The organism is Streptococcus sp. HPH0090, from assembly GCF_000411475.1.
Lineage (GTDB): Bacteria > Bacillota > Bacilli > Lactobacillales > Streptococcaceae > Streptococcus.
Map to the genome: position 1 here is coordinate 995,143 of NZ_KE150464.1, position 17,231 is coordinate 1,012,373.

17 protein-coding genes are annotated in these 17,231 nt (G+C 40.0%); 12 read left to right on the forward strand and 5 right to left on the reverse strand.

All coding sequences use genetic code 11. The annotated features are described in order from the left end of the window. Positions 1 to 96 precede the first annotated feature (96 nt). The 4 genes from trkA to HMPREF1481_RS06780 all read left to right on the forward strand — a co-directional run bounded on the left by trkA (position 97) and on the right by HMPREF1481_RS06780 (position 4,443). Positions 97 to 1,446: a Trk system potassium transporter TrkA gene (gene trkA, locus HMPREF1481_RS06765; protein ID WP_016466741.1), complete on the forward strand. Its 1,350-nt coding sequence runs from the start codon at positions 97 to 99 to the stop codon at positions 1,444 to 1,446. A 3-nt stretch (positions 1,447 to 1,449) separates the two neighbouring features. After that, entirely contained in the window at positions 1,450 to 2,889 is a 1,440-nt protein-coding gene (locus HMPREF1481_RS06770; protein ID WP_016466742.1) for a TrkH family potassium uptake protein, read from the forward strand. 162 nt (positions 2,890 to 3,051) lie between these two features. Then, on the forward strand, positions 3,052 to 3,678 hold the full coding sequence (locus HMPREF1481_RS06775; RefSeq protein ID WP_016466743.1) for a hypothetical protein: 627 nt from the start codon (positions 3,052 to 3,054) through the stop codon (positions 3,676 to 3,678). A 60-nt stretch (positions 3,679 to 3,738) separates the two neighbouring features. Continuing rightward, a complete protein-coding gene (locus tag HMPREF1481_RS06780) occupies positions 3,739 to 4,443 on the forward strand; it encodes a CPBP family intramembrane glutamic endopeptidase (RefSeq protein WP_016466744.1) in 705 nt (234 codons plus the stop codon). Positions 4,444 to 5,103: 660 nt separating this feature from the next. Here the strand turns inward: HMPREF1481_RS06780 and HMPREF1481_RS06785 are convergent. The 3 genes from HMPREF1481_RS06785 to HMPREF1481_RS06795 all read right to left on the reverse strand — a co-directional run bounded on the left by HMPREF1481_RS06785 (position 5,104) and on the right by HMPREF1481_RS06795 (position 8,281). Beyond that, positions 5,104 to 6,648 carry a peptide chain release factor 3 gene (locus tag HMPREF1481_RS06785; RefSeq protein WP_016466745.1) on the reverse strand — a complete coding sequence of 515 codons (1,545 nt, stop codon included), beginning with the start codon at positions 6,646 to 6,648 and terminating at the stop codon, positions 5,104 to 5,106. A 231-nt stretch (positions 6,649 to 6,879) separates the two neighbouring features. Further along, positions 6,880 to 7,572: a YwaF family protein gene (locus HMPREF1481_RS06790; RefSeq protein WP_016466746.1), complete on the reverse strand. Its 693-nt coding sequence runs from the start codon at positions 7,570 to 7,572 to the stop codon at positions 6,880 to 6,882. A gap of 34 nt (positions 7,573 to 7,606) precedes the next feature. After that, complete coding sequence (locus HMPREF1481_RS06795) at positions 7,607 to 8,281, reverse strand: YwaF family protein (RefSeq protein ID WP_016466747.1); 675 nt, start codon at positions 8,279 to 8,281, stop codon at positions 7,607 to 7,609. Positions 8,282 to 8,480: 199 nt separating this feature from the next. On the opposite strand from HMPREF1481_RS06795, the gene gatC reads away from it, so the two are divergent. The 8 genes from gatC to nusB all read left to right on the forward strand — a co-directional run bounded on the left by gatC (position 8,481) and on the right by nusB (position 15,457). After that, a complete protein-coding gene (gatC, locus tag HMPREF1481_RS06800; RefSeq protein ID WP_016466748.1) occupies positions 8,481 to 8,783 on the forward strand; it encodes an Asp-tRNA(Asn)/Glu-tRNA(Gln) amidotransferase subunit GatC in 303 nt (100 codons plus the stop codon). After that, positions 8,783 to 10,249, forward strand: a complete 1,467-nt coding sequence (gene gatA / locus HMPREF1481_RS06805; RefSeq protein ID WP_016466749.1) for an Asp-tRNA(Asn)/Glu-tRNA(Gln) amidotransferase subunit GatA — start codon at positions 8,783 to 8,785, stop codon at positions 10,247 to 10,249. The genes gatC and gatA overlap by 1 nt, the downstream gene beginning before the upstream one ends. Further along, a complete protein-coding gene (gatB, locus tag HMPREF1481_RS06810) occupies positions 10,249 to 11,691 on the forward strand; it encodes an Asp-tRNA(Asn)/Glu-tRNA(Gln) amidotransferase subunit GatB (RefSeq protein ID WP_016466750.1) in 1,443 nt (480 codons plus the stop codon). Before gatA ends, gatB begins: the two co-directional genes overlap by 1 nt. A gap of 87 nt (positions 11,692 to 11,778) precedes the next feature. After that, on the forward strand, positions 11,779 to 12,774 hold the full coding sequence (locus tag HMPREF1481_RS06815; RefSeq protein WP_016466751.1) for a zinc-ribbon domain-containing transport protein: 996 nt from the start codon (positions 11,779 to 11,781) through the stop codon (positions 12,772 to 12,774). A gap of 9 nt (positions 12,775 to 12,783) precedes the next feature. Continuing rightward, complete coding sequence (locus HMPREF1481_RS06820) at positions 12,784 to 13,989, forward strand: SPFH domain-containing protein (RefSeq protein WP_016466752.1); 1,206 nt, start codon at positions 12,784 to 12,786, stop codon at positions 13,987 to 13,989. Positions 13,990 to 14,069: 80 nt separating this feature from the next. Next, positions 14,070 to 14,630: an elongation factor P gene (efp, locus tag HMPREF1481_RS06825; protein WP_016466753.1), complete on the forward strand. Its 561-nt coding sequence runs from the start codon at positions 14,070 to 14,072 to the stop codon at positions 14,628 to 14,630. A gap of 22 nt (positions 14,631 to 14,652) precedes the next feature. Next, a complete protein-coding gene (locus HMPREF1481_RS06830) occupies positions 14,653 to 15,042 on the forward strand; it encodes an Asp23/Gls24 family envelope stress response protein (protein WP_016466754.1) in 390 nt (129 codons plus the stop codon). After that, entirely contained in the window at positions 15,035 to 15,457 is a 423-nt protein-coding gene (nusB, locus tag HMPREF1481_RS06835; protein ID WP_016466755.1) for a transcription antitermination factor NusB, read from the forward strand. Before HMPREF1481_RS06830 ends, nusB begins: the two co-directional genes overlap by 8 nt. A 124-nt stretch (positions 15,458 to 15,581) precedes the next feature. Here nusB and HMPREF1481_RS06840 read toward each other — a convergent pair whose 3' ends face one another. Then, a complete protein-coding gene (locus tag HMPREF1481_RS06840; protein ID WP_016466756.1) occupies positions 15,582 to 16,349 on the reverse strand; it encodes an acetyl-CoA carboxylase carboxyl transferase subunit alpha in 768 nt (255 codons plus the stop codon). Continuing rightward, positions 16,349 to 17,212 (reverse strand): acetyl-CoA carboxylase, carboxyltransferase subunit beta, encoded by an 864-nt coding sequence (accD, locus tag HMPREF1481_RS06845; RefSeq protein WP_004251892.1) that lies wholly within the window; start codon positions 17,210 to 17,212, stop codon positions 16,349 to 16,351. The genes HMPREF1481_RS06840 and accD overlap by 1 nt, the downstream gene beginning before the upstream one ends. Positions 17,213 to 17,231 lie beyond the last annotated feature (19 nt).

The window sequence follows — 17,231 nt, forward strand, 5'->3', positions numbered from 1 at the left end:
TGATTCTTCAAAAGGGGCAAGAAATCGGTTGTTGAGTGCATTTTTTCCGAAAAAAAGGTATGATAGAGACATATTGAAAAAGTAGGTTATATAACTATGAAAATTATTCTTGTCGGAGGGGGAAAAGTCGGTTCTGCCCTTTGTCGTTCGCTTGTTGCTGACAACCATGACGTTGTCTTGATTGAACAGAACGAAACTGTTTTAAATTACATGACAAGTCGCTTTGATATTATCGGTATCGCAGGCAACGGTGCTGACTTTGCTATGTTAGAGGCAGCCAATGTTCAAGACTGCGATATTTTCATCGCCATGACACAGTATGATGAAGTTAACATGGTTTCAGCCGTTCTCGCTAAAAAAATGGGAGCCAAAGAAACCATCGTTCGTGTTCGTAATCCTGAATATTCTAATCCTTACTTTAAAGAAAAAAATATTCTCGGATTTTCACTGATTGTTAACCCAGAACTCTTAGCTGCTCGTGCTATCGCAAACATCATTGACTTCCCAAACGCTCTATCAGTTGAACGTTTCGTGGGTGGCTTGGTTAGCCTAATGGAATTCGTCGTTCGAGAAGATAGCAATATTTGTCAGATGTCCATTGCTGATTTTCGTAAAAAGTTCGGTAACGTTATCGTCTGCGTCATTGAACGTAATCATAAACTGATGATTCCTAGTGGAGATTTTGTTCTAGAAGATAAAGACCGCATCTTTGTAACAGGACATCGTGTCGATATGATGCTCTTCCACAATTATCTCAAATCTAGAGTCGTTAAGAGCTTGCTCATCATTGGAGCTGGTAAGATTGCATACTACCTACTAGGTATTTTAAAAGATAGTCGAATCGATACGAAAGTGATAGAGGTCAACCAAGAAAGAGCTGCCTTCTTTAGTGAAAAATTCCCTAAACTCTATATCGTTCAAGGGGATGGAACAACTAAAGATATTCTCTTAGAAGAAAGTGCCCAAAACTACGATGCTGTTGCTACTTTGACTGGAGTCGACGAGGAAAACATCATTACATCTATGTTCTTGGATAGTATTGGTGTTCAAAAAAACATTACCAAAGTTAACCGTACTAGTCTCTTGGAAATTATCCATGCAACAGACTTCTCAAGCATCATCACGCCTAAGACAATCGCTGTTGATACTATCATGCACTTTATCCATGGTCGTGTAAATGCCCAATATTCTGACCTTCAAGCTATGCATCACCTTGCAAATGGCCAGGTAGAAACCCTTCAGTTCCTAATTAAGGAAGCAAACAAGATGACTGGCAAACCCTTGTCTCAATTAAAGCTAAAAAAAGATGTCTTGATTGCCGCCATTATTCGGAACGGAAAAACAATCTTCCCAACTGGAGAAGATACGCTCCAAGTCGGTGATAAGCTAGTGGTCATCACTTTGCTATCAAACATCACCAAGATTTATGATTTGTTAGAGAGGTAAGCTATGAATAGAAGTATGGTACGCTTTCTTCTTGCAAAGCTACTCTTAATCGAGGCTGCCCTTCTCTTGGTACCAGTTAGTATCGCTCTTTACTATCAAGAATCTAGTCAAGTATTTACAGCTCTTTTCTCTACTATCGGGATTCTTGTCGTCCTAGGTCTTCTTGGTATCATCAGCAAGCCAAAAAAACAAAGAATTTATGCAAAAGAAGGGGTCTTGATCGTTGCTCTATGTTGGATTCTCTGGTCTTTCTTTGGCGCCCTTCCCTTTGTCTTTTCAGGACAAATCCCCAATATTATCGATGCCTTCTTCGAAGTTAGCTCCGGTTTCACAACAACGGGTGCGACCATCCTAAATGACGTATCTGTCCTAAGCCGTTCACTTCTATTTTGGCGGAGTTTTACCCACCTCATTGGAGGGATGGGGGTGCTGGTTTTTGCATTAGCTATAATGGACAATGCCAAAAACAGTCACTTAGAGGTTATGAAGGCTGAGGTCCCAGGACCAGTATTTGGTAAGGTTGTGTCTAAACTAAAAAATACAGCCCAAATCCTCTACATCCTCTACTTAGCTATGTTCGCCCTCTTTGTGGTTATTTATTATATTGCAGGAATGCCCCTCTACGATAGCTTTATTATCGCAATGGGAACAGCTGGAACTGGGGGATTCACTGTTTATAACGATGGTATTGCCCACTATCATAGTTCTCTCATCACTTATTTGACAAGTATTGGGGTTTTGATGTTCGGTGTCAATTTCAACCTTTACTACTATCTCATGCTTCGTCGAGTTAAGGAATTCTTTTTCGATGAGGAACTTCGAGCTTATCTCTTAATCGTGGCTATATCTACTGGCTTAATCACACTCAACACACTTCACCTTTATAGTGGTGTTTCACAAAGTTTTGAGATGGCCTTCTTCCAAGTTTCTAATATCATTACCACTACTGGTTTTGGTTATGGTGACATCACGAACTGGCCTTTGTTTTCTCAATACATCTTACTGATGTTAATGGCAATTGGTGGTTCTGCTGGTTCCACTGCCGGTGGTCTCAAGGTCATCCGTGGAGTTATCCTCGCTAAAATTGCAAAAAACCAATTCTTGTCTACTATATCCCCTCACCGTGTCTTAACTCTTCATGTTAATAAAACGGTCATCGACAAGGATACCCAACACAAGATTTTGAAGTATTTTGTAGTTTACATCATGATTCTACTCAGTCTGATCTTTATCGTCAGTTTAGATACTAACAATCTAATGGTTGTTACGAGTGCTGTTTTCAGTTGTTTTAACAATATCGGTCCAATTTTAGGAACGACTTCAAGTTTCTCAATTTTTAGTCCATTTTCAAAACTCCTCCTATCCTTTGCAATGATTGCAGGACGTCTTGAAATTTATCCTATCATATTACTCTTTATGAAGCGAACTTGGTCTAAACGTTAGAATTTTATAATCAAATAGCACATCCTTCAAAAATCGAGGGATGTGTTTTTTGCTGGATCAGATAAAAAAGACAGTTGAGAGTCGAAAACAAACACTTGGGAAAAAGTTGATTTTTTGTGAATCCATTTCGTTATAATTTTAAAAAAACATAGGGGTTTATTTATGGAAAAAATTAGAAAATCAATCCAGTTTCTCTTATTGGGATCCGTAGCATATCTTGGACTCTGTAGTTGTGTATTTTGGTCTGGAATTTCTCTAACTCTCAAACAATCATACTTTTACTTGTTGCTTTTCTTGCTGGCATTAGCTGCTATGTGTACTTTTATCCACTATCTTTCAGGCCATGATCCTGTCAACAGTCAGCTACGAAATCGCAGCCGTTCTTTCTTTTTATTATATAGCACTATGATTGTCATTAATGTGGCGGGAGTCAGCCTTATCCTATTTGATAATCCTAGTAGTGACACTTTGCTTCAAAAAGAAGTGATGGATTTGATGTTTATCTCTTTCTTTTTCTTGCTTGGAGTAGATATTGCAACTTTTTTACCGCTCAAGAAATGGAAGAAGTTACCAACTCATAATAAGACAAGAAAACTAATTAGCCTAATGATCTTTAGTTTATTTTTTCTGCATAATCCTATAACTATCCTTTCTGTCAGCTTTTATATCCTATTAGGAGTCAGCTTCCTCAGCTTTTTATTTCCCCAAAAATTAAGACACGATTTATCCTTCTACAGTCATTTAATACGAAATATCTTACTAATTGTCTCTACACTCATGTTTTGGTAGTTTATAGAATTCCTATCCAAAGTATGCTATAATGAAATAAATTTTTTAGGAGATATTTGGATGAATTTTTTTAAAGATTATAGCAAAAGACTGCTTTGGTTAGGAATCTTTTTTGTAGCCATGTTTCTATCTCAAGTTCCTATTTTGACTTGGGTATTGCTACAAAGAACTCAACTAGAATCTATTTGGGCATCTTTAATAGTAGGGATTGTCTCTACGACTGTTGTTACACTCTTTTTATATGGTGCTCACAAAAGCAAACTCTTAAATTTAAAATCGAAACTCTTTAGCATTAATGATGCCCCTCGAATCGCACTCAGCTATGCAGCCATTATCGCTGTAAATATGGTTGGTGGAATTTGGCTAAGACTTCTAAATCAAACAACTACTTCAAATCAAGAAACTATTAATAGCCTCATGTCAGAAACTTCGATCATTTCAAGCTTTTTCGTAGTTGTCTTGGTAGCTCCTATTTGTGAGGAAATTATCTGCCGTGGTATTATACCTACTAAACTTTTTGAAGGATATGAAAAAATTGGTTACGTTTTTGGTTGGCTCCTCTTTACAATGGCCCATATCCCAACAAACCCGCCTTCTTTCTTAATCTATGGTTGGATGTCTGCCGTCCTAACTTGGACTGCATATCGCACCAAACGTCTAGAAATGTCTATTTTCCTCCATTTAGTAATTAATGGAATGAGCATTCTCATGCTTATCCTTCTGACAATTCTTATCAAGGTTGTTGGTATAGATGCCATTCAATAAATGAAGGTTCCACTACTAATATAATTTAAAATAAAAAGACTAGAAATCTATCTAATTTCTAGTCCTTTTTGTCTATTTAAGAACGAAACACGAATTAGGTGCGAGAAGTTGCTATACGGAGATAGTGACAGTAAGCTAGTCCACTTCCTTTCTGTTACGACGTAAAGTTTTAAGAATCGATAATATTCGTAAAACTTTACTAGTGGAGTGCCTAGCCAAGTTCCATAGAAACTTGGCGTTAGTTACTTAGATTGCCATACAACCACATAAATTTCCTGAACTACGACACTGAATTTGGCAAATCGATTTTATTTGCCAAACTCAGTTAGTAAGGCAGTTGTTAGACCGCTTCCTTTCTGTTACGATACGACGGAAAAGCCCACGAATCGATACTATTCGTGGACTTTTCCTAATGAAGCGTTTAGGTAAACCTCCATAGTGGTTGCAGTTTATTAGATTACGACACTGAGTTTTATAAATCGATTTCATTTGTAAAACGAAGTTAGTAAGGCTGTTAGGCCACTTTTTTACCCATCACGACGTAAAGTTTTACGAATCGATAATATTCGTAAAACTTTACTAGTGGAGCGCCTAGCCAAGTTCCATAGAAACTTGGCGTTAGTTACTTAGATTGTCACACAATCAAGTAACTTTGGCGATCTACATTTTTTCTTCCAACTCCACATCTGGATACTTGTCCGCAAACCAGCGGAGAGCAAAGTCATTTTCAAAGAGGAAGACAGGCTGGTCAAAGCGATCCTTCGCCAAGATATTTCGGCTTGAAGACATGCGCTCATCTAGGTCCTCTGGCTTAATCCAACGAACCGTCTTTTTACCCATTGGGCTCATAACCACTTCTGCATTGTACTCATTTTCCATCCGGTGCTTGAAGACTTCAAACTGCAATTGACCAACGGCACCTAACATGTATTCACCCGTTTGGTAGTTTGTATAAAGCTGAATAGCTCCTTCTTGAACCAATTGCTCAATCCCTTTGTGGAAGGATTTTTGCTTCATAACGTTCTTAGCAGAAACTTTCATGAAGATTTCAGGGGTAAAGGTTGGCAGTGGTTCAAATTCAAATTTGTTTTTCCCAACTGTCAAAGTATCTCCCACCTGATAAGTACCAGTATCGTAAACCCCGATAATATCTCCTGCTACGGCATTGGTGACATTCTCACGACTTTCTGCCATAAACTGGGTAACATTTGATAGTTTAGCACTCTTACCAGTACGAGGAAGATTAACACTCATACCACGCTCGAATTCACCCGATACGATACGGACAAAGGCGATACGGTCACGGTGACGAGGGTCCATGTTAGCTTGGATTTTAAAGACAAAGCCTGAGAAATCCTTATCGTAAGGATCGACAATTTCGCCATCTGTTTTCTTGTGACCGTGTGGTTCTGGAGCAAACTTGAGGAAGGTTTCAAGGAAGGTCTGTACTCCAAAGTTAGTAAGAGCCGAACCGAAGAATACTGGAGTTAATTCACCCGCAAGGATGGCTTCTTCTGAGAATTCATTCCCAGCTTCTTGCAAGAGTTCGATGTCATCTTTGACTTGCTCGTAGAATGGGTTGCTAGCAAATAGATTGTCCCCATCTTCCAGACTAGCAAAACGCTCGTCTCCTTTATAAAGTTCCAAGCGTTTGTTGTAAAGGTCGTAAAGTCCTTCAAAGGCTTTCCCCATCCCAATCGGCCAGTTCATCGGATAGCTAGCGATGCCCAAGACTTCTTCCAATTCTTGCAAAAGATCTAGTGGCTCACGACCGTCACGGTCCAGCTTGTTCATAAAGGTGAATACTGGAATTCCGCGGTGTTTAACAACCTCAAACAATTTCTTAGTTTGGGCCTCGATACCCTTGGCTGAGTCCACCACCATGACGGCAGCGTCTACCGCCATCAAGGTCCGATAAGTATCTTCTGAAAAATCCTCGTGCCCTGGTGTATCAAGGATGTTGACCCGTTTGCCATCATAGTCAAACTGCATGACAGATGAGGTTACCGAAATCCCACGTTGTTTCTCAATATCCATCCAGTCAGACTTGGCAAAGTTTCCTGTTTTCTTCCCTTTTACGGTACCAGCCTCACGAATCTCTCCCCCAAAGTAGAGCAACTGCTCTGTAATCGTCGTTTTACCCGCGTCCGGGTGGGAGATGATGGCAAAGGTACGACGTTTTTTAATTTCTTCTTGAATACTCATAACTTCTCTTTCTTTTTTCTTTTTATTTTCAATGATTTCAATAGATAATCACTCTTTGTTACATTGGACTCTTAAATTCCTTTCAACACTCCATTATATCGGATTTTAGGGAGTTTTTCAATCGCTGATATCAGAAAAAGCAGGTCTACATAGTAGACTTGCTTTTAAATAATAGATATCTCAATTTATATTTTACAATCGAATCTGTATCGTTTTTTACTTACTATGGTTTCATGAAAAAGTTGATTCTAAAGCCATTTTCTTTTGCCAGCGTTTCTTAAACAAGATATCAAAGAGTACTAAGGCTGAAGAAAGAATGATTGAAACCAGAAGATACTTGATCCAAATAGGAGCATCTGGGATAAAAGGCGTAGTATTCAAAAGTCCGTAATTCCCACCTGTCAATTGATTGACTCCAACTAGAAAAAGATTAAGAACAAAAGTGTAAGCGATGATTCGATACTTTTTCAGCAAGGTCTTATCGTAGTGATTCATGAGATAGACCAGGGAATTAACCAAAAGTGCATAATGACCAATCAAGAAAGAAAAGCTGGTAATATGCGGAAAATCATAGGGGTCGAAAACAGGGTAGCCCAAGGCAAATACTGCTCCACTAGCTCCCATAAGGGCAAAATACTGCTTGGTTTTCCATCCGTCTGGTAGGAAGACAACCGCGAACATAGCTAAACGACAATGGTAAAGAGGCAGACTATTTGAAAATGGAATGCTAAAACCAATATACCAAGTATAAAGAGCTAGCAGTTGCGCTATTTGAATCCACTTAAACAATCGAACAAATTTTGGATTTTTGTAGAAAGTAAGAGAAGCATAAATAGACAAAGCAAGAAGGCCTATCATGACTCCATACCAAAAAATGGAAATAGGAGGCGGTGTTGTTTGGGTTCTTGTAATAAAATGATGCATAAAATCTCCTTAAGGCAACGAATTCAGTTGTACATTAACTTTTCTTATGTTTGTATTTAACAAGTTGATTGATGAGGATGACAACTCCTGTCATCATACTGGTCACTATGAGATAGTTAACCAAAGCGCCATAATCCCCAATCACAGGGGGGTTACTCATAAAGCCATAATTTCCTCCTGTCAAGAGGTTGGCTAGAAAGATAATGGCATTGATTCCAAATGTCATCTGGCATATTTTCCAAGTATCCCCTTTTTCAACTTTATAATATCTAACAAGATAAATCAAGCAGTTAGCCAAGAGGGCCCAATGTCCAAAAACATTGTTCACAGACGAAACATGAGGGAAGGGAAAAGGATAAAAGACTGGATAAACCAAGGCCATGATAGAACCAAAAACTCCCACTAAGGCAAAATATTGCTTGAAAAAGGTCTTATTAGGGGCAAAAAGAATAATCCACATAGCCATGCGACTATGGTAAAAAGGGAGAGCTTCAGATAGGGGCAGGCGTGCAGCAATATACCAAGCGTTGATAATGAGCAACTGAATCAATTGTCCCCAATACCAAAATTCTAGGTAACGTTTAGAACTTGCATAGCGAATCGATAAAAAAGCTATGATTACCAAAGAAGTAGGTAATAAAAAGTAAAATGCTCCCAAACGAGGAGGGACTGTCTTTTCACTGGTAAAAAGTAACTCCCAAAGCTTCATGTGCCATCCTTAACGTGTTCTAGTTGGGTTATATACCAACTAAATACGACAGTTGTTATTTCTTCTAGTTTCAACCATTATATCGAAATAAAAACTATTTTTCAATTTCTATTTCTTTTCAGTTTGACTTGCCTTATTTATAGGAAAATATGGTAAAATAGAACAGATAAAGAATCATCATTTCACGAAAGGATAAAAGATGAAAATTACACAAGAAGAGGTAACCCACGTTGCCAATCTTTCTAAATTAAAATTCACTGAAAATGAAACAGCTGAGTTTGCGACAACCTTGTCTAAAATTGTTGATATGGTTGAGTTGCTCGGTGAAGTCGATACAACTGGTGTTGAACCAACGACTACTATGGCTGATCGTAAGACAGTATTGCGTCCAGATATTGCTGAAAAAGGAACTGACCGTGACCGCTTGTTTAAAAATGTACCTGAAAAAGAAAACTACTATATCAAGGTGCCAGCTATCCTAGATGACGGAGGAGATGCCTAATGACTTTTAACAATAAAACGATTGAAGAGTTGCACAACCTCCTTGTCTCTAAGGAAATTTCTGCAACTGAACTAACACAAGCAACTCTTGAAGATATCAAGGCGCGTGAAGAGGTTATCAATGCCTTCGTTACGATTGCTGAAGACCAAGCCCTTGCTCAAGCTAAAGCTATTGACGAGGCTGGAATCGACGCTGACAATATCCTTTCAGGAATTCCACTAGCCGTTAAGGATAATATCTCTACAGACGGCATTCTGACAACTGCAGCCTCAAAAATGCTTTATAACTACGAGCCAATCTTTGATGCAACAGCAGTTGCCAATGCAAAATCTAAGGGCATGATTGTTGTCGGAAAAACTAATATGGACGAGTTTGCCATGGGTGGTTCTGGTGAAACATCATACTATGGTGCAACTAAAAACGCTTGGGACAACAGCAAGGTTCCCGGTGGTTCATCTAGCGGATCTGCAGCTTCTGTAGCTTCAGGGCAAGTCCGTTTGTCCCTTGGTTCAGATACCGGTGGTTCTATCCGTCAACCGGCTGCTTTTAACGGGATTGTTGGTCTCAAACCTACTTATGGAACAGTTTCACGTTTTGGTCTGATTGCCTTTGGTAGCTCGCTAGACCAGATTGGTCCTTTTGCTCCAACCGTTAAGGAAAACGCCCTATTGCTCAATGCGATTGCTAGCGAAGATGCCAAAGACTCTACTTCTGCTCCTGTCCGCGTTGCTGACTTTACTTCAAAAATCGGCCAAGACATCAAGGGAATGAAGATTGCCCTTCCTAAGGAATACCTTGGTGAAGGGATTGATCCAGAAATCAAAGAAACCATCCTTAACGCAGCTAAACACTTTGAAAAACTAGGTGCTATCGTGGAAGAAGTTAGCCTTCCACACTCAAAATATGGGGTTGCTGTATACTACATCATCGCTTCATCTGAAGCTTCATCAAACTTGCAACGTTTTGACGGGATCCGCTATGGTTTCCGTGCCGAGGATGCTAAGAACTTGGATGAGATTTACGTTAACACTCGTAGCCAAGGATTTGGTGATGAGGTCAAACGTCGGATCATGCTTGGTACTTTCAGTCTTTCATCAGGTTACTACGATGCCTACTACAAGAAAGCTGGTCAAGTTCGTACCCTTATTATCCAAGATTTCGAAAAAGTCTTTGCAGATTATGACCTCATCCTTGGTCCGACAGCTCCAAGCGTAGCCTTTGATTTGGATTCGCTCAACCACGATCCAGTTGCTATGTACTTGGCGGATCTCTTGACAATCCCAGTTAACTTGGCTGGTCTACCAGGAATTTCGATTCCTGCAGGATTTGCTCAAGGTCTACCAGTAGGTTTGCAATTGATTGGTCCTAAATACTCTGAGGAAACCATTTACCAAGCTGCTGCTGCCTTTGAAGCAACAACAGACTACCACAAACAACAACCCGTGATTTTTGGAGGTGATAACTAATGAACTTTGAAACAGTCATTGGACTTGAAGTCCACGTAGAGCTCAACACCAATTCAAAAATCTTCTCACCTACTTCTGCCCACTTTGGAAATGACCAAAATGCCAACACCAACGTGATTGACTGGTCTTTCCCAGGTGTTCTGCCAGTTCTCAATAAGGGTGTTGTTGATGCCGGTATCAAAGCAGCTCTTGCTCTCAACATGGATATCCATAAGAAGATGCACTTTGACCGCAAGAACTATTTCTACCCTGATAATCCAAAAGCCTACCAAATTTCTCAATTTGATGAGCCAATCGGTTACAACGGTTGGATTGAAGTAGAACTTGAAGACGGTACAACTAAGAAAATCGGTATCGAACGTGCTCATCTAGAAGAAGATGCTGGTAAGAATACCCACGGAACAGATGGTTTCTCTTATGTCGACCTCAACCGTCAAGGGGTGCCTTTGATTGAGATTGTATCTGAAGCCGACATGCGCTCACCAGAAGAAGCTTACGCTTATCTAACAGCCCTCAAGGAAGTGATCCAATATGCTGGTATTTCCGACGTTAAGATGGAAGAAGGATCTATGCGTGTAGATGCTAACATCTCCCTTCGTCCTTATGGTCAAGAGAAATTTGGTACCAAGACTGAGTTGAAAAACTTGAACTCCTTCTCAAATGTCCGCAAGGGTCTTGAGTACGAAGTGCAACGTCAGGCTGAAATTCTTCGCTCAGGTGGTCAAATCCGCCAAGAAACACGTCGTTACGATGAACCGAACAAAGCAACCATCCTCATGCGTGTCAAGGAAGGTGCTGCAGACTACCGCTACTTCCCAGAACCAGACCTACCACTCTTTGAAATCTCAGATGAGTGGATTGAGGAAATGCGCACTGAGTTGCCAGAGTTTCCAAAAGAGCGCCGTGCTCGTTACGTTTCTCAACTTGGCTTATCAGAATACGATGCTAGTCAGTTGACTGCTAACAAAGTCACTTCTGATTTCTTTGAAAAGGCAGTTGCTCTAGGTGGTGATGCTAAACAAGTCTCTAACTGGCTCCAAGGTGAAGTCGCTCAATTTTTGAACGCTGAAGGTAAAACACTGGAACAAATCGCATTGACACCTGAAAACTTGGTGGAAATGATTGCCATCATCGAAGACGGCACGATTTCATCTAAGATTGCCAAGAAAGTCTTTGTCCACCTTGCTAAAAATGGTGGCGGTGCTCGTGAATACGTGGAAAAAGCTGGTTTGGTTCAAATCTCAGATCCTGAAGTCTTGATTCCAATTATCCACCAAGTCTTTGCGGATAATGAAGCAGCTGTTGCCGACTTCAAGTCAGGAAAACGTAACGCTGATAAAGCCTTCGCCGGCTTCCTCATGAAGGCAACCAAAGGCCAAGCCAACCCACAAGTTGCCCTTAAACTGCTTGCCCAAGAATTGGCTAAGTTGAAAAATGATTAATCAATAAATCTAAATATAACTGTCACAAGCTGATATAAAATTCTAGCTTGCTGCCTTGCACTCTGTACTCACATAGTTAGGAGACATATGAAAAAGTTATATACTCTTATCGCTACCTTCTTGCTTCTTCTATTTGTGACACCTCTACAATCAATCGATGCGGGTGTTGGACATTCTCGAAGTGGTAGCTCTAGCCGTAGCAGTTCACGAAGTAGTAGTTCTAGTCGCAGTAGTTCACGAAGTAGTAGTTCTAGTCGTTCAAGTGGTAGTTCTTCTTCTAGAAGCAGCTATCGTTCTGGCGGTAGTTACTCAAGTTCAGGTGGATCTTTAGGTACCGGGATGACTATTCTTATCATGTTTGGTGTCGGGGCTTTCCTACTCTTCATGCTCATCAAGTACCTTAACGATCAGAACACTCCATCTGAAACACCGTATAGAAGACATACTACTAACTACGAACCAGAGCCAATTAGCCATCGTAGAGTTGAAAATAATAACCAAGCTATCGACCGACTCAGATACTACGATCCAAACTTTGATGCGGATGCTTTCACTACATGGGTTAGAGAAGTCTACATCCAGTTACAATCAGCTTGGACTAAAAAAGATTGGAATTTGGTGCGCTCACTTGAAAGTGCTAGCCTCTATACTCAACACAGTGCTCAACTGGAAGAACATATTCAGGCACAAACAACAAATGTCTTGGAACGAGTTTATGTTGATAATGTACGAATCAAAGATTTCAAGAGTAATCCAGATGGAAATGATACTTTAGTGGTTATCCTTTCATCTACTTTGAGAGACTATGTCATCGATGACAAGACTCGTAAGGTTATTGAGGGAGACCCTCAACAAGATCTATTTACAGTTTATCAAATGAACTTCATCCGCAAACATGGTAGCCAAACTGAAAACAATGTTCAAGATGAAGCTGTTAGCGACCACTGTCCAAACTGTGGTGCTCCACTGAAAATCTCAGCTATTAGCCAATGTGAATACTGCGGAGCTGAGCTCACACGTAGTCCAAATCAATGGGTTCTTGACACCTATGAAGTTGTGGATGAAGACGAACTTTATAATTAGGAGGAAATTATGGGATTTATTCGCGCTGCCCTTTCAGCTGGGCTAAATAGTTTTAATGATAGCAAATTCAAGGAAGCCGTTGTACTTCCAGACCAAGTCTCTGCAGATGTTATGGCCATCAAGGGCCAACTTCTTACAAAAGATCCTGACGGTGGTTCAAGACAAAGCAATCAAAATACAGGACTATTAACAGACGGTTCTGTTGTCATTGTTCCTCAAGGATATGTTGCTGTTCTTGTCAATAATGGTACCTTCCTAGGGGATGTCCTCGAAGCTGGAAGCCATGAATGGCGTGCAGGTGATAACGCTTGGCTTCTTGAAAAAGGTGGAATCAAGGGTACTTGGGAAAACTTCAAAAACCGCTTCTCTTTTGGTGGACAAGTCATTACTCGACAAGAAATCATCTTTATCCGTATGCAACCAATCGCAGGGAATAAATTTGGTACCCAAAATGCTGTAGAGTATTTCAGTGAACGTTACCAACAAATGCTCAATATCCGTTTTTACGGTTTGTTTGACATCAAAGTTGCGGATCCAGTTCTTTTCTATGTTAGCTCTATCAGTCAACAAATTGAGGAACATAAACCATTTACACTCCAAGATATTGCTCAAGGAACACTTCGACAAAATATCTCTCCTAAAATCGCAATTGCTATCGCTAAGTATACCAATGAAAACAGAGTTGATATCTATAGCCTCAATGCCAACCAAGATACTTTCAATGAACTTGCTAAACAAGAAGTCAACAAGGTATGGACAGGACTTTACGGTATTGAAGCAACCAATATCCTTCTTGAGGATTTGAGCTACGACCAAGAAAGCATGGAGATTGTACGTAAACTTGACAGCGAACTCGTTGCTATGAAATACAATACCATCGAGATTGAAGAACGTCGTGCTCGTAACGAAGCTCTTATTGCTGCAGCTAATAACGAAGGTAATGGCAATGGTATGAACATGATTATGGGAATGAACCTAGGGCAAACACTTGGTGGTCAATTAAACCAACAAGCTCAACCTGTTAGCCCAAATCAAACTGTTCCCCCAGTACAACCTGCTGATCCAAACCAAGTTGTTAATCCGGTACAAACTTCAAGTCCTGAGCAAGTTGCTACTCCTGAACAACCAACTAATAAAAACTTCTACATCGAAGTTGATGGCAAGTACGTATTGGTAACCAAAGATGAAGAAGGAAACATCGTTCCTGTCAACTAATCTCACTTCCCTGATATTTGAGAAATCTAACGACTTATGATACAATAAAGAGTAAATTATTTTATTAAAGAGGTAAAAACATGATTGAAGCAAGTAAATTAAAGGCTGGTATGACCTTTGAAACAGCTGACGGAAAATTGATCCGCGTTTTGGAAGCTAGCCACCACAAACCAGGTAAAGGTAACACTATCATGCGTATGAAATTGCGTGATGTCCGTACTGGTTCAACATTTGAAACTAGCTACCGTCCAGAGGAAAAATTTGAACAAGCGATTATCGAAACTGTACCAGCACAATACTTGTACAAAATGGATGAAACAGCTTATTTCATGAACACTGAAACTTACGACCAATACGAAATTCCTGTTGTAAATGTTGAAAACGAATTACTTTACATCCTTGAAAATTCTGAAGTTAAAATTCAATTTTACGGAACTGAAGTCATCGGTGTAACAGTTCCTACAACTGTTGAATTGACAGTTGCTGAAACACAACCATCTATTAAAGGTGCTACTGTTACAGGTTCTGGTAAACCAGCTACAATGGAAACTGGACTTGTCGTTAACGTTCCAGACTTCATTGAAGCAGGACAAAAACTCATTATCAACACTGCAGAAGGAACTTATGTTTCTCGTGCCTAATCTCTAAGAAAGAGGTCATTCTATGGGAATTGAAGAACAATTAGGCGAAATCGTTATCGCCCCACGTGTACTTGAAAAAATCATTGCTATCGCTACAGCTAAAGTTGATGGTGTCCACTCTTTTTCAAACAAATCAGTATCTGACACCCTTTCAAAACTTTCACTTGGTCGTGGCGTCTATCTAAAAGAATCTGAAGAAGAGTTAACAGCTGATATCTATCTCTATCTAGAGTACGGTGTCAAAGTACCTAAAGTTGCAATGGCTATTCAAAAAGCTGTAAAAGATGCTGTTCGTAATATGGCTGACATCGAACTCTCAGCTGTAAACATTCACGTTGCTGGTATTGCACCAGATAAAACACCGAAACCAGCATTAACAGATTTGTTTGATGAGGACTTCCTCAATGACTAATCCATTATTAGAATCCAGACGCGAACTAAGAAAATGTGCCTTCCAAGCACTGATGAGTCTTGAATATGGTTCTGATATTGAAACTGCTTGTCGCTTCGCTTATACTCATGATCGAGAAGACGACGAGGTAAAACTCCCTAGTTTCCTAATCGATCTTGTATCTGGTGTTCAAGCTCAAAAAGAGGAACTAGATAAACAAATCACTCAGCATTTAAAGGCTGGTTGGACGATTGACCGTCTAACCTTAGTAGAAAAGAATCTATTGCGTTTAGGAGTCTTCGAAATTACTTCTTTTGATACTCCTCAACTCGTAGCTGTGAATGAAGCTATTGAACTTGCAAAAAGCTTTTCAGATCAAAAGTCAGCCCGTTTCATCAACGGACTACTCAGTCAATTCGTAACTGAAGAAAACTAAATCTCTAAAAAGTGTTTGACTTCTGTCAAACACTTTTTTATTTCACTTCAATCAAATGAATCATTCTTTCCGAGAACAAGAATAAAGCTAGAACTTATAGTTAGTTCTAGCTTTTTTATATTTCTTAGTATTTTCTAAAGCGTTGGTAACGTTCCTCAATAAGTTGATCTTGCGGAAGTTTACCAAGTTCATTGAGTTCTGCCTGAAGTTGTTCTTTGACTTGCTTGATTAAATCTTTGCTTGATAGACCTACCTCAGATATAACCTTATCAACAATTTTCATATCTAGCAATTCAAAAGAAGTAATCTTCATCAACTCTGCAGCTTCCATGGCACGACTGCCATCCTTCCAAAGGATAGAAGCAAAACCTTCAGGACTGAGAACTGCATAGATCGAGTTTTCTAACATCCAGACACGGTCAGCTACTGCAAGAGCTAGGGCTCCACCAGAACCACCTTCACCAATAATAATAGCGATAATCGGCACCTTAAGATCGCTCATCTCCATGAGGTTACGAGCAATAGCTTCACCTTGACCACGTTCTTCTGCACCAACACCAGGATAGGCTCCAGCCGTGTTGATAAAAGTTACAACAGGACGGCCAAATTTTTCAGCCTGCTTCATCAAGCGAAGGGCTTTTCGATAACCTTCAGGATGAGGTTGTCCAAAGTTACGGTTAAGATTATCCTGTAAGCTTTTACCTTTTTGAATTCCAACAACAGTTACTGCTTGGTCTCCCAACCAACCGATACCACCAATAACAGCACCATCATCTCGGAAAGAGCGATCACCATGTAGCTCTACAAAGTCATCAAATATTCCTGTTGCGAAGTCCAAGGCAGTTAAGCGGGTTTGTTCACGTGCTTCTCTGACGATTTTTGCAATATTCATCAACAATCCCCCTTATGTAACCTTACTAATCGAGCAATCATATCTGGCAATTCTCTCCGTTTAACAATCGCATCCACAAATCCATGTTCTAACAAAAACTCTGCCTTCTGGAAATCCTCTGGCAAATCTTCCCTTACGGTATTTTCAATGACACGACGTCCAGCAAATCCTACCAAACTTTGAGGCTCTGCCAAGATAATATCCCCTTCCATAGCAAAGGAAGCTGTAACACCACCAGTTGTTGGATCAGTAAGGATTGTTAGGTAAAAGAGACCTGCATTGGAATGACGTTTGACTGCTGCAGAGATTTTAGCCATCTGCATCAAACTCATGATTCCTTCTTGCATACGTGCTCCACCAGATGCTGTAAACAAAACGACTGGTAATTTTTCAGCTGTCGCGTATTCAAACAAACGAGTGATTTTTTCACCAACTACTGTTCCCATAGACGCCATGATAAAGTTAGAATCCATGATTCCAAGAGCAACTTTTTCACCCTTAATCAAAGCAGTTCCTGTGACAACAGCCTCATCAAGACCTGTCTTTTCACGCATAGAGGCTAATTTTTTCTGGTAGCCTGGAAATTCCAATGGATCTTGTGTCTCAATTCCTGTAAACATCTCTAGGAAGCTTCCCATGTCAATGGTTAAAGCAAGACGCTCTTGAGCTGAAATACGGAAGGTATAGCCACAGTGAGGACAAATACGGTCACTCCCCAAATCCTTTTGGTAAATGGTATGTTTACAACCTGGACATTTTGAGAAGAGTTCGTCTGGAACCTCAGGCTTGGCTTGGGGCTTTTCTCTAAGTGAACGATTGGGATTAATTCGTATATATTTATCTTTTTTACTAAATAGAGCCATACATCCCCCTTTTCAGTCT

What these genes read in the sequence shown, in the direction of transcription:
- trkA (WP_016466741.1), top strand. Translation starts at nt 97, where the DNA reads ATGAAAATTATTCTTGTCGGAGGGGGAAAAGTCGGTTCTGCCCTTTGT.
- HMPREF1481_RS06770 (WP_016466742.1), top strand. Translation starts at nt 1,450, where the DNA reads ATGAATAGAAGTATGGTACGCTTTCTTCTTGCAAAGCTACTCTTAATC.
- HMPREF1481_RS06775 (WP_016466743.1), top strand. Translation starts at nt 3,052, where the DNA reads ATGGAAAAAATTAGAAAATCAATCCAGTTTCTCTTATTGGGATCCGTA.
- HMPREF1481_RS06780 (WP_016466744.1), top strand. Translation starts at nt 3,739, where the DNA reads ATGAATTTTTTTAAAGATTATAGCAAAAGACTGCTTTGGTTAGGAATC.
- HMPREF1481_RS06785 (WP_016466745.1), bottom strand. Translation starts at nt 6,648, where the DNA reads ATGAGTATTCAAGAAGAAATTAAAAAACGTCGTACCTTTGCCATCATC.
- HMPREF1481_RS06790 (WP_016466746.1), bottom strand. Translation starts at nt 7,572, where the DNA reads ATGCATCATTTTATTACAAGAACCCAAACAACACCGCCTCCTATTTCC.
- HMPREF1481_RS06795 (WP_016466747.1), bottom strand. Translation starts at nt 8,281, where the DNA reads ATGAAGCTTTGGGAGTTACTTTTTACCAGTGAAAAGACAGTCCCTCCT.
- gatC (WP_016466748.1), top strand. Translation starts at nt 8,481, where the DNA reads ATGAAAATTACACAAGAAGAGGTAACCCACGTTGCCAATCTTTCTAAA.
- gatA (WP_016466749.1), top strand. Translation starts at nt 8,783, where the DNA reads ATGACTTTTAACAATAAAACGATTGAAGAGTTGCACAACCTCCTTGTC.
- gatB (WP_016466750.1), top strand. Translation starts at nt 10,249, where the DNA reads ATGAACTTTGAAACAGTCATTGGACTTGAAGTCCACGTAGAGCTCAAC.
- HMPREF1481_RS06815 (WP_016466751.1), top strand. Translation starts at nt 11,779, where the DNA reads ATGAAAAAGTTATATACTCTTATCGCTACCTTCTTGCTTCTTCTATTT.
- HMPREF1481_RS06820 (WP_016466752.1), top strand. Translation starts at nt 12,784, where the DNA reads ATGGGATTTATTCGCGCTGCCCTTTCAGCTGGGCTAAATAGTTTTAAT.
- efp (WP_016466753.1), top strand. Translation starts at nt 14,070, where the DNA reads ATGATTGAAGCAAGTAAATTAAAGGCTGGTATGACCTTTGAAACAGCT.
- HMPREF1481_RS06830 (WP_016466754.1), top strand. Translation starts at nt 14,653, where the DNA reads ATGGGAATTGAAGAACAATTAGGCGAAATCGTTATCGCCCCACGTGTA.
- nusB (WP_016466755.1), top strand. Translation starts at nt 15,035, where the DNA reads ATGACTAATCCATTATTAGAATCCAGACGCGAACTAAGAAAATGTGCC.
- HMPREF1481_RS06840 (WP_016466756.1), bottom strand. Translation starts at nt 16,349, where the DNA reads ATGAATATTGCAAAAATCGTCAGAGAAGCACGTGAACAAACCCGCTTA.
- accD (WP_004251892.1), bottom strand. Translation starts at nt 17,212, where the DNA reads ATGGCTCTATTTAGTAAAAAAGATAAATATATACGAATTAATCCCAAT.